Source organism: Flavobacterium shii, from assembly GCF_025847235.1.
In the GTDB taxonomy this organism is placed as follows: Bacteria; Bacteroidota; Bacteroidia; order Flavobacteriales; family Flavobacteriaceae; genus Flavobacterium; species Flavobacterium shii.
Genome location: NZ_JAOZEW010000011.1, coordinates 77,107 through 89,327 on the forward strand (window position 1 = coordinate 77,107; position 12,221 = coordinate 89,327).

Genomic DNA, 12,221 nt, shown 5'->3' on the forward strand with positions numbered 1-12,221 from the left:
AAACTAAAATAATTCTGTAATGAAATTATATTACAATAATATGTTTTTTAGGCTCATAATTGTTGCGCTATTATTCTGTTCATGCGCGAGCGATTTAGATTTTAATCTAACCAAAGACCTAAAGTTAGAACCTGTATTTGTTGCCAATTTAACTTATTTCGATATTAAGGCAAATACATTTATCGATAATGGAAGAGAGCATGATGTCGTTTTTGATGTACAGGATTTTGATGTTTTTAGAGATAGTTTTTTCAGAGACAATTTAAAGAAAGTTCAATTTGATTTCGAAATTAATAATACAATATCCAGAGGTTATATTGTTAGTTTAGTTTTTTTGGATGCGAATAATCAGGTAACATATAGCACAGAAATTGATGTTCCCGCATATTCAAATACCCCAAATATTGTGAAACACACCGATGTTTTTGAAAATCAAACACTCGATTCACTAAAAAAATCTGTAAAACTAGAAATAAGTATTACCATGTCATCAGGAGCGCCATTAACCAAAGATAGTCCGGGAAGTTTAAAATTACGTTCGGGAGCAACTGTTTACTTCGAAATAAAATGAGAAAAATCTATTTAGTTTTGTTGTTAGCGGTAAGTGTTTCAGGGATGGCACAGAATAAACAAGTGTTGTATAATTTTGCCTCAGTTCCACAGTCTTTGCTTGTAAATCCAGGAACAGATGTTTCGTATAAATATTATTTTGGAGTGCCTTTGCTATCTGGTATTTCGGCTAATATTGGTTCGAGTAGTTTTTCTGCCTACGATTTGTTTGCAAATAACGGAGTCGATTTTAATACCAAGTTAAGAAATGCAGTAAATAAAGCTACCAGAAATGATAAGGTTTCTGTCAATGAGCAAATCGAATTATTCTCGGGAGGATTCAAGGTTGGAGGACGTGAAAGCAAAGCCTATATTTCTTTTGGAGTATACCAGGAAGCAGATTTTTTCATGTACGTTCCCAAAGATTTAGCATTACTGGCATTAGATGGAAATCAAAATTATATCGGAAAATCATTCGATTTAAGCGAGTTAAGTGTAAAGGCCGAAGTGCTTTCGGTTTTTCATATAGGTTATCATAAAAAAGTAAGCGATAAATTGGTTTTAGGAGGTCGAGCCAAGTTATATTCCAGTGGATTAAATGCAACTTCTACCAAGAATTCAGGATACATCTATACAGGGAACTCAAGTACAACAATGTATAATCAAATTATATCTTCGAATCTAGAGCTAAAATCTTCGGGAATTGCCGAATATCTCGAAGACGATTATAATGGAAGTATAGCTTCGGATATTGCACATAAAACCTTTTTCGGAGGAAATTATGGACTTGGTTTTGATGTGGGAGTAACCTATTATCCTAAAAAAAATATTCAAATTACGGCAAGTATAATTGATGTTGGTTTCATTCGTCATACGAAAGAAGTCGAAAATCTTACCTACAAAGGATATTATCAATATCAAGGTGTGAATCCTAATTTCACGAATCCCGATAAGCCAAAAAATGTATTCGACGAATTCGAGGCTGCGATTCCGCGAGACACACTTTATGGTAAATACACAACTTGGAGACCAGCTAAATTCAACTCGTCAATTCAGTATTCTTTTGGCGAAGCCAGATCAGATGAAAGCTGTAATTGTAAACCACATGGGGAAACCGAATATCTCAATGGTGTTGGATTACAATTGTTTGCCATGACTACGCCCAGAACACCATTGGCAGCTTTAACAGCTTTTTATAGACGTAGTCTTTTAGATAATTTGCAGGTAAAAGCGACTTATACAATCGATTCCTACTCGTCCAAGAATATAGGTTTTGGACTTTCGACAACACTTGGAAAGTTTAATTTATATGCCATGGTCGATAATATTCTCGAATATAAGGATATTACAAAAGCCAATAGTGCCACGTTCCAATTTGGGTTAAATTTTATTTTCAAAGAAAATTCTGAATACAATTAAGTTATTTTTTATTAGGAGCTAATCCGGCTATTCGCTATAATCTTTATTGTTTTAAAGAAAAACAATAAAGGATTTTCGCTGCTATCCGGGCTAGGATAGTAGTAGATTTTAGGGGCTTTTTTAATAGAAAATAACTATAGGAATTTATAAATACTTAAATTTCTGAATAGTATAATGTAAAAGTTTTTAATTTATTTACTATATTTGCACGCAATTCAACTAGAAATTGCACCATGATAGCACACAACTCCAAGATTATCGGCGAAGGTTTAACTTACGACGATGTATTATTAGTACCTAACTACTCGAATGTGCTTCCTCGCGAAGTGAGCATAAAATCAAAATTTTCTCGAAACATAACACTAAACGTTCCAATAGTATCTGCTGCTATGGATACCGTTACCGAAAGCGCAATGGCAATCGCTATGGCGCAAGAAGGCGGAATCGGTGTTTTGCATAAAAACATGACCATCGAACAACAAGCTGCCAAAGTACGTAAAGTAAAACGTGCCGAGTCAGGAATGATTATCGATCCAGTTACATTACCATTAAGTTCTACAATAGCCGATGCAAAAATGGCAATGAAAGAATTCGGAATTGGTGGAATTCCAATCGTTGACGAAAACAGAATCCTAAAAGGGATTGTTACTAATCGTGATTTACGTTTTGAAAAAAACGGAACAAGACCAATTGTTGAAGTTATGACAAGCCAAAATTTGGTAACTGTAGCCGAAGGAACTTCACTAGAACAAGCCGAAGTAGTTTTACAAGGTCATAAAATAGAAAAATTACCAGTTGTTAATGCAAACTATGAATTAGTTGGATTAATTACTTTTAGAGATATTACTAAACTTACTCAAAAGCCAATTGCTAATAAAGATGTTTTTGGACGTTTACGTGTTGCAGCTGCAATTGGAGTAACCGGTGATGCAGTTCAAAGAGCAGAAGCATTAGTTGCTGCAGGAGTAGATGCTATTATTATCGATACAGCTCACGGACATACCGAAGGAGTTGTAAATACATTAAAAGAAGTAAAAAGTAAATTCCCAGGAATCGATGTTATCGTAGGTAATATTGCAACTCCAGAGGCTGCTAAATATTTAGTTGCTAATGGTGCCGATGGTGTAAAAGTAGGTATTGGCCCAGGTTCAATCTGTACAACTCGTATTGTTGCAGGTGTTGGTTTTCCACAATTCTCTGCAGTGCTAGAAGTTGCTGCAGCAATAAAAGGAAGTGGAGTACCGGTAATTGCCGATGGAGGGATACGTTATACAGGAGATATTCCTAAGGCAATTGCTGCCGGAGCCGATTGTGTGATGTTAGGATCGTTACTTGCAGGAACCAAAGAATCTCCAGGAGAAACTATTATTTTTGAAGGAAGAAAATTCAAATCTTACCGCGGAATGGGTTCTGTTGAAGCCATGCAAACGGGATCAAAAGATCGTTATTTCCAAGATGTTGAAGACGATGTTAAAAAATTGGTTCCAGAAGGAATTGTAGGTCGTGTTCCTTACAAAGGAGAATTAAACGAAAGTATGCTTCAGTTTATTGGAGGACTTCGTGCAGGAATGGGATATTGTGGTTCAAAAGATATTCCAACTTTACAAGAAACAGGACGTTTTGTTAGAATCACTTCTAGCGGAATCACAGAGAGTCATCCTCATAACGTAACAATTACCAAAGAAGCTCCAAATTATTCAAGATAATCAAGAGATTTTTACATAAGACAAAGGCATAAGATTTAGTTTCTTATGCCTTTTTTATTTTATTCATATATGATTGCTCCCTTGAATATATCAGCAAAAATTTCCCAGTTAGGTTTGTCGGCATCTTTATGGATTTTCATGTTATCATAATATCCTTGAATGTCTTCGGTGTAAGATGATAATGCTTCAAGAAAATCAGGTAAAGTTTTATTTTTCCAACCCTCTGGGTTTTCACGTAGATCTTTATGTAATGCAGTAATAAAGTCTGCAAAAGATTGTCGATCGTTTACGTTAAAGTCAAATGCTTTTTCTTTCATGCCTATTTAGGAATTTAATCTTTTAAGTTTAATGGATCAATATTTTAAACCAGTCCTTTTATCTTAGCATGTTGCAATAATAAAATAGTCTTGGCATCTGTTATTTCTCCAGTTTCAATCATATTATAAGCCTCATCAAAAGTCATTTCTAGTACTTCGATATTTTCATTTTCGGCTTCAAGTCCGCCACCTTCGCTCACTTTCATGCTTTCGTCATATTGTCCTGTAAATAAATATAAAATTTCGGTTACAGATCCTGGAGACATATAAGTTTCGATTACTTTATCCACATTTTTCAATCGATATCCTGTTTCTTCCTCAGTTTCTCTAATGATGCATTCTTTAGGATTGTCTTTGTCTAATAATCCAGCGCAAATTTCAATCATCATTCCGGTCGCATTTCCGTTAAGATAAGTAGGCATGCGAAACTGTCTTGTTAGGACTACCGTTTTTTTTGTTGAATTATAAAGTAAGATTCCTGCGCCATTTCCTCTATCGTATACTTCACGAACGTGAGTTTCTTGCTCTCCATTATTCTTTTGATAATCAAAGGTTACTTTGTTTAATACATACCAATTATTAGATAATAATTTAGTTTCTGTTATTTTTATTTTTGGATTGCTCATGTGTGAAATGTTTTTGGCATAAAAAACGCTCTGGATTTCAGAGCGTTTAGTGTTTTTATTTAAGTATCGTTTGCTTTCTGTCTGGACCTACAGAAACAATCTTGATAGGTACTTCGACTTCTTTCTCGATAAACTCGATATATTCTTTTAATTCAATAGGTAACTGATCGTAAGTTGTCATTCCGGTTAAGTCAGCTTGCCATCCTTTGAACTCTTTGTAAACAGGAGTCACATTTTCTGGTTCGATGTTATAAGGGAAATGAGAAATGTTTTTTCCTTTGTAGTTGTATTCAGTACACACTTTTAAAGTTTCGAATCCAGAAAGTACATCCCCTTTCATCATCATTAACTGTGTAACACCGTTTACTTGAACAGCATATTTTAAAGCTACTAAGTCTAACCATCCACAACGTCTTTGTCTTCCTGTTACAGATCCAAATTCGTTTCCGATTTTTGCCATTGTAGCTCCGACTTCGTCAAAAAGTTCAGTAGGGAAAGGACCGCTACCTACACGAGTTACGTATGCTTTGAAAATACCGTAAACTTCTTTGATTTTGTTTGGCGCAATTCCTAAACCGGTACATGCTCCGGCAGCTGTAGTATTAGATGAAGTTACAAATGGATATGTTCCAAAATCAACATCTAGTAAAGATCCCTGAGCACCTTCACATAAAATAGATTTACCGGCTTTTTGAGCTTGGTAGATGTATTCTTCACTGTCAATAAAATCTAATTTTTTTAATTCTTCAATAGCTTCAAAGAATTCTTTTTCAAGTTCTGCTAAGTTATATTGAATAGCAACATCATAAAAAGCAATCATTGCTTCGTGTTTATCTGCTAAAGCTCTGTAACGTTCTTTGAAATCTTCTAATTCGATATCACCAACACGTAAACCGTTTCTACCAGTTTTGTCCATATAAGTTGGGCCAATACCTTTTAATGTAGAACCAATTTTTGCTTTTCCTTTAGATGCTTCCGAAGCTGCATCAAGTAAACGGTGCGTTGGTAAAATTAAATGTGCTTTTCTAGATATGATTAATTTCTTTTTGATATCTAAATTAAATTTCTCTAAACCTTCAATTTCTTTTTGGAAAACTACAGGATCGATTACAACTCCATTACCAATAATATTAATTGACTTTTCGTGAAAAATTCCCGATGGAATAGTTCTAAGAACATGTTTTATTCCGTCGAATTCTAAAGTGTGTCCTGCATTTGGTCCACCTTGAAAACGAGCAATAATGTCATAATTCGAGGTAAGAACGTCTACAATTTTCCCTTTACCTTCATCTCCCCATTGTAATCCTAGTAATAAATCTACGGTCATTCTGTTTTTAATTTTGTTGTCGAGGCAGTTTTTACCGCCTGCTCAGATTATCTATTTATTTAAATATTTTCGAGAGCAATCTTTTTATTGATCGCCTATTTTTGTTTTTTATTTCCGTAAAAATATAAGGAGTGATTCGTAATTTCGATATCAAATATTTCTTCGATTGTTTTCTTTATAGTCTGGATTCTAGGATCGCAAAATTCGATTACCTCGCCAGAATCAGTCATAATGATATGATCGTGTTGTTTATCAAAATACGATTTTTCGTAATAAGCCTGATTTTGTCCAAATTGATGCTTACGAACTAAAGCACAATCCAATAATAATTCGATTGTGTTATATAAAGTGGCTCTACTTACACGATAATTTTTGTTTTTCATTTTGATATATAAGTTTTCAATATCAAAATGTTCTTCACTATCATAAATTTCCTGAAGTATAGCGTAGCGCTCAGGTGTTTTACGATGGCCTTTTTGTTCAAGATATAATGTAAAAACATTTTTTACAATTTCTTGATTTTTGTTGTTGTCAGTTGAAATGAGTGTCATATCCTGCAAAGATAATTTATTATTTTTAAATGAATAAAAGTTTCCTGTTTAAAGTTTCACGTTCAAATGTTTAATCGTGAAATTTCAGACACTTATGTTCGATATTCTCTGGTTACTTTATCTACGCCATCAATTTTTTTAATATTGTTAATCATTTTCTTGAGAATAGAATTGTTTCGTACGATTACTGCAATCTGGCCATGAAAAATTCCTGCATCGGTACTCAAAGAAATACTCTGAATATTTACGTTCATATTGTTGGAGATTACTTTGGTTAATTGATTCGTAAGTCCTAAAACATCCATTCCTGTTATATTGATAATTGCCTTGAATTCTTCTTGCGAAGAGTCAATCCATTTGGCAGTCATTATGCGATAAGCGTAGTTGGATTGCATGCCAATAGCATTTGGACAGTCTTTTTTGTGAACTTTTATTCCTTCGTTTATTGTTACAAATCCAAAAACATCATCGCCTGGAATTGGGTTACAACAAGGGGATAATTTATAATCCAGTTTATCGTGTTCTGTTCCAAAAACCAACATATCATAATTGCTGCTAATTACAGGTTTATGAATATCGGTATCGGCAGTTGTAGTGTTGTTGCGTTTTATTTTGTTTTTGAAGAAATTGATAAACGAGTTGCTTTTTTGAGCAGCGTAATCTTTTAATTGCTGGTTTTCAATTGCACCAACACCAACTCTGTAAAATAAATCTAAACTTGTTTTAAGTTTAAAGAAATTAACCAACTCGTTTATAACTTGTTCGTTAATCGTTATTTTTAAGTGTTTTAGTTTACGGGTAAGTAATTCTTTTCCTTCCTCGGCAATCTTTTTGGTATTTTCGTTTAAAACGTTTTTAATTTTATTTTTTGCTCGGGACGTAGTAACATAATCCAACCAGTTCACGGTTGGTTTCTGGTTTTGAGAAGTGATAACCTCTACCTGATCACCGCTTTTTAATTCGTAGTTAAGAGGAACTAATCGTCCGTTAACACGTGTTCCGCGAGTTTTTATTCCTATTTCGGAGTGAATGCTAAAAGCAAAATCCAGTGATGTTGCTCCTTTGGGTAATGATTTGATTTCTCCTTTGGGAGTAAACACGAAGATTTCTTTTGAATATAAATTCATTTTAAAATCTTCAACAAAATCTACAGCATTGGTTTCAGAATTTTCTAAAGCCTCACGGAGGAGATTTAGCCAAACATCGAGACCACTTTCTTCTGTAGCTCCGTTTTTATATTTGTAATGTGCAGCATATCCTTTTTCGGCGATTTCATCCATTCGCTCGCTTCGAACCTGTACTTCGACCCAGCGACCTTTTGGTCCCATAACAGTTATGTGTAAGGCTTCGTATCCGGTAGATTTTGGTGATGAAATCCAGTCACGTAATCGGCTTGGGCTTGGTCTGTAATGGTCGGTTACGATAGAATATATTTTCCAGGCGAGAAATTTCTCGTCATGTGGATTGGATTTATATACAATTCGGAGTGCAAACTTGTCATAAACTTCGTCGAAGCTTACATTTTGCGCACGCATTTTTCTTCGAATAGAATAAATAGATTTCGGACGACCTTTTATAATATAGTCGATTCCTTCTTCATCCAAAGATTTTTTCAGTACATCCGAAATATCTTTAATGTAGGCATCTTGTTCTTCTTTGGTTTCGCGAATCTTACTTACGATATCATTATAAACATCGGGTTCGGTATATTTTAACCCTAGATCTTCAAGTTTAGTTTTAATGTTATATAAACCCAAACGATGGGCTAGAGGAGCATAAATGTATAAAGTTTCGGATGCGATTTTGGTTTGTTTGTATTCGGCCATCGAATCCATAGTTTGCATATTATGCAAACGGTCGGCTAGCTTTATCAAAATTACACGAACATCATCATTTAGAGTAAGGATCATTTTACGGAAATTTTCCGCTTGCATAGATGCATTTAAATCCTTTTGAACCATCGAAATTTTAGTTAATCCCTCTACAAGTTGTGCTACTTTGGGATTAAATAAACGTTCAATATCCTGAACTGTCATAGGAGTATCTTCGACAACATCATGCAATAAGGCAGCAGCAATCGAGGTGGCTCCCAAACCAATTTCGGAAGCTACAATTTTTGCAACAGCAATAGGGTGGAAGATATAAGCTTCGCCCGATTTTCGTCGTTGTTCTTTATGAGCATCAACAGCAACATCAAAAGCTTTTCGGATTAGTTTTTTATCTGTAGGACTTAAAGTCTGATAACTAATTCGAAGTAATTCTTTGTATTCCTGTGCAATAGCTTTATTCTCTTTTTCAATATCTATCTCTATCATAAGTACGCCTGGTTCAATCCCCTAAAAATAAGAATAAGTTTCAATATACACAAGGGAATGAAGTTGTTTTAAATATTGAAAATGGGATAAAATGTTTAAAAAAAGATAGTGCTTTTTAAGCATAAAAAAAACACTATCTAAAATAGTGTTTTGGTTTTTAGTTTGTTATGTTTTTGTTTATCTGTCACCCTGAGTGGAGTCGAAGAGTCTTTGTTAATAGGAGTGAGCTTCGACTCCGCTCAGCTTGACAATATCTACTGTACTCTAAAAAAATCCAAGTCTTGAAAATCGTAACTAAAATCGGTTAATTCAGAGATTGCCTGCATTTTTAAATTAGTATCTTTTCCATTAGAATCGTATTTAAAGAACAAATGCGCATCGGCATGAAAATAGGCATTATCCCATTTTACAACATAATTTCCATCTTTATAAAAGAATACTTCTCCAACTAATTGTGGAGAACGTTTTGAGGCAAAATATATTTTTCCTTTTTTCTCTGTAATAGTCACTTCTCCAAACCAATTGTCTTTGTAAGTTCCTATAATTTTGGTGAAATCAGTTTTTATTTTGTCTTTTTTATTTTTTGCGACTACTGCCCAAACTTCATCTGTTACTTTGTCTGCCGTTTCTTCGTTGGCTTTCATGCGACTGCTATATAACGCAACATAATCTTCGGATTTAATCCCTAAATAGCTGTCTTTTATCGTGTTCGTAATAGCGCTAAATGCTGCGCCAGATTGCTGATTTGTTAAAACAATAATTCCCAATTGTAATTCTGGAATCAAAGTAACCTGAGTAACAATTCCTTCTAAGCCACCTGTATGAGTAACTTGTTTGTATCCTTTTACATCGCTCAGGAACCAACCCAAACCATATCCGCTAAAATGAGTATTGTATGGAGCTTTGGTTCTTGCAGGAATAATAGTTTGTAACTGCCACATTTCGTCATGTTCTTTTTCGGAGAATAATTGTTTATTGTCTGAACCATATTTTCCATTATTCATTTGCATAATTGTCCATTTGCTCAAATCATTTACGCTTGAATAAATTCCGGCAGCAGCATCAAAAAGATGGTTTTGATATCTCTTAATCACTTTCAGTTTTCCGTCAATTGGCACGTGAGGGGCAATGATATTCGTAGAGTCTTTTAAACGTAAAAATGAAGCAGCGCTATGATTCATTTCCAATGGTTTCATGATGCGTTCTTCGACAAAATCACACCAGCTTTTTCCGCTTACTACATGAACGATTTCGCCAGCTACGATATATAATAAATTATCGTAATCATATTTTGTCCTAAAACCCGAAACAGGTTTTAGATATTGTAAATTTTGAATAATATCCTGTGCTGTAAAGTCACTTCCGTCAGGCCAAATCATTAAATCTCCTGCGCCAAGTCCAAGTCCGCTACGGTGCGTTAATAAATCACGAATTGTAAATTCCTGCGTTACATATTCATTATACATTTTAAAATTCGGAAGGTATTTTACAACTTTATCATCCCATTTTATTTTGCCTTCATCGACTAACATTGCCAGAGCAGCACTAGTAAAAGCTTTACTGTTGGATGCAATTCCGAACAGTGTATTAGCATCTACTTTTTCTTTAGTAATAATCGATTTTACACCATAACCCTGTGCTTGAACAATTTTTCCATCTTTGATAATTGCAACTGCAATTCCAGGAACATTGAACGTTTTTAAAGTGTTTTCTACCAGTTCATCAACTTGTTTATTGGTGATTTGTGCAGAAACTGAAAAACTAAATAATAATGCTAAAAGGGATAATTTATAGTTCATTAGATTTAAAATTTATAATTGATTAAAACCTCGTTGTCTTTTTGCTTCAAAAATTAATATGGCTGCTGCAACCGAAACATTCATACTGTCGATTTCGCCTTCCATAGGGATAATTATATTCTGTGTTGCTGCGTCTCTCCATTCCTGAGTTAATCCTGTGGCTTCGGTACCAACAACCAGAGCAGTTGGGGTAGTGAAATCCTGTGTGTGGTACGAAGTTGAATTTTGCAATGTAGCACAGTAAAAATCGATTTTATTTTCTTTTAAAAAGGTAATAATTTCGGTGGTTGTTCCTGTTGCAATTTGGTTGGTAAATAAACAACCTACGCTTGAACGAACAATATTAGGATTGTATAAATCACTCTTTGGATTAGCAATAATAACTGCATTCAGGTTGGCAGCATCGGCAGTACGCAATAATGCACCGATATTTCCTGGTTTTTCTGGAGCTTCGGCAACAAGAATTAATGGATTATCGGATAATTTTAAATCGGATAATTGTAACGATTTGGTTTTGGCTATAGCCAAGATACCTTCGGTTGTATCGCGATAAGCTAATTTTTGATAGACTTCTTTGTTGATTTCGATTAAATTAACTTGTTTACCGGTTAATTTATTGATTTCGTTTTCAGAAATTAATTCGGGTAAAAATAGGATCGTTTCTATTTCATAACCGCCTTTTATAGCCAATGAAATCTCCCGTTTTCCTTCAATTAAAAACGTTCCGGTTTGTTTGCGTGCTTTTGCTTTTTCCTGCAATAACACTAATGATTTTATAAATGGGTTTTGTATCGAAGTAATTTGTTTCAAGGGAAATAGTGCTGAGTTTGTAAGTGGCTAAGGTAATAAGATTTTTTAAATTTTAAATTCTATACTAATTTTTCAAAATGATTAAGATTTATTAATTGTAGTTAGCGTCCGTTTATAAAGAGTATTTCTTTATTTTTGTCAGAATACTAGATTTTAATTTCATTTTAAAAACATATAAATGTTTCACTTATTAGACATTATTGGAACAATGGCATTTGCTATGTCTGGCGCATTAACAGCAATGAATAAAAGACTGGATCCGTTTGGGGTTTTTATAATTGCATTTGTTACTGCAGTAGGAGGAGGAACGTTGCGTGATGTTTTAATTGGTAGAACCCCAGTGGGTTGGATGCTTGATTTAAAGTACGTTTATGTTATTATTTTAGGATTTATTCTGGCAGTTATATTTAGAAAAAAGTTTGACAAATTAAGAACATCCTTGTTTTTATTTGATACCATAGGTTTAGGAGTTTTTACATTAATTGGGTTAGAAAGAGGAATAATTACTGGTTTGCATCCTATAATTTGCGTTGCTTTGGGCACAATGACAGCTTGTTTTGGCGGTGTTCTCCGTGATATTTTATGCAATGATATTCCAGTTATATTTAGAAGAGAAATTTATGCTACGATTTGTATCCTTGGCGGAACTGTTTTCTTCATATTAAAAAAGTTAAACCTCAATGATGATGTTTTGTATCTTGTAACCTCAATTGTTATTATTTCGGTTCGATTAATGGCAGTAAAATACAAATGGTATTTACCAGCTCTGGAACACAAACGATAAATGATTTCTAATAATAAA

The 12,221-nt window shown here is 34.1% G+C and carries 11 protein-coding genes; 4 read left to right on the forward strand and 7 right to left on the reverse strand.

Annotation, left to right across the window (positions count from 1 at the left end):
• The first annotated feature begins 19 nt into the window (after positions 1-19).
• From OIU83_RS11600 to guaB, 3 genes are all read left to right on the forward strand, one after another.
• Positions 20-571 carry a hypothetical protein gene (locus OIU83_RS11600; RefSeq protein ID WP_264206419.1) on the forward strand — a complete coding sequence of 184 codons (552 nt, stop codon included), beginning with the start codon at positions 20-22 and terminating at the stop codon, positions 569-571.
• Positions 568-1,968, forward strand: coding sequence for a DUF5723 family protein (locus OIU83_RS11605; protein ID WP_264206420.1), 1,401 nt, complete (start codon positions 568-570; stop codon positions 1,966-1,968). The genes OIU83_RS11600 and OIU83_RS11605 overlap by 4 nt, the downstream gene beginning before the upstream one ends.
• 233 nt (positions 1,969-2,201) lie before the next feature.
• Positions 2,202-3,674 (forward strand): IMP dehydrogenase, encoded by a 1,473-nt coding sequence (gene guaB / locus OIU83_RS11610; protein WP_264206421.1) that lies wholly within the window; start codon positions 2,202-2,204, stop codon positions 3,672-3,674.
• 59 nt (positions 3,675-3,733) lie between these two features.
• Here guaB and OIU83_RS11615 read toward each other — a convergent pair whose 3' ends face one another.
• The 7 genes from OIU83_RS11615 to OIU83_RS11645 form a co-directional block, all read right to left on the reverse strand.
• Positions 3,734-3,991, reverse strand: coding sequence for a DUF7660 family protein (locus tag OIU83_RS11615; protein ID WP_264206422.1), 258 nt, complete (start codon positions 3,989-3,991; stop codon positions 3,734-3,736).
• A gap of 44 nt (positions 3,992-4,035) precedes the next feature.
• Positions 4,036-4,617 carry an NUDIX domain-containing protein gene (locus OIU83_RS11620; protein WP_264206423.1) on the reverse strand — a complete coding sequence of 194 codons (582 nt, stop codon included), beginning with the start codon at positions 4,615-4,617 and terminating at the stop codon, positions 4,036-4,038.
• 55 nt (positions 4,618-4,672) lie between these two features.
• Complete coding sequence (locus tag OIU83_RS11625; RefSeq protein WP_264206424.1) at positions 4,673-5,944, reverse strand: adenylosuccinate synthase; 1,272 nt, start codon at positions 5,942-5,944, stop codon at positions 4,673-4,675.
• 95 nt (positions 5,945-6,039) lie between these two features.
• Positions 6,040-6,495, reverse strand: a complete 456-nt coding sequence (locus OIU83_RS11630) for a Fur family transcriptional regulator (protein ID WP_035618963.1) — start codon at positions 6,493-6,495, stop codon at positions 6,040-6,042.
• A 92-nt stretch (positions 6,496-6,587) separates the two neighbouring features.
• Entirely contained in the window at positions 6,588-8,810 is a 2,223-nt protein-coding gene (locus OIU83_RS11635; RefSeq protein WP_264206425.1) for a RelA/SpoT family protein, read from the reverse strand.
• A 254-nt stretch (positions 8,811-9,064) separates the two neighbouring features.
• Complete coding sequence (locus tag OIU83_RS11640; RefSeq protein ID WP_264206426.1) at positions 9,065-10,609, reverse strand: serine hydrolase; 1,545 nt, start codon at positions 10,607-10,609, stop codon at positions 9,065-9,067.
• Between the two features lie 12 nt (positions 10,610-10,621).
• Positions 10,622-11,419: a TrmH family RNA methyltransferase gene (locus tag OIU83_RS11645; RefSeq protein ID WP_264206427.1), complete on the reverse strand. Its 798-nt coding sequence runs from the start codon at positions 11,417-11,419 to the stop codon at positions 10,622-10,624.
• A 178-nt stretch (positions 11,420-11,597) separates the two neighbouring features.
• Between OIU83_RS11645 and OIU83_RS11650 the strand changes: the two genes are divergently transcribed.
• Positions 11,598-12,203 (forward strand): trimeric intracellular cation channel family protein, encoded by a 606-nt coding sequence (locus OIU83_RS11650; RefSeq protein WP_264206428.1) that lies wholly within the window; start codon positions 11,598-11,600, stop codon positions 12,201-12,203.
• Positions 12,204-12,221: the final 18 nt, after the last annotated feature.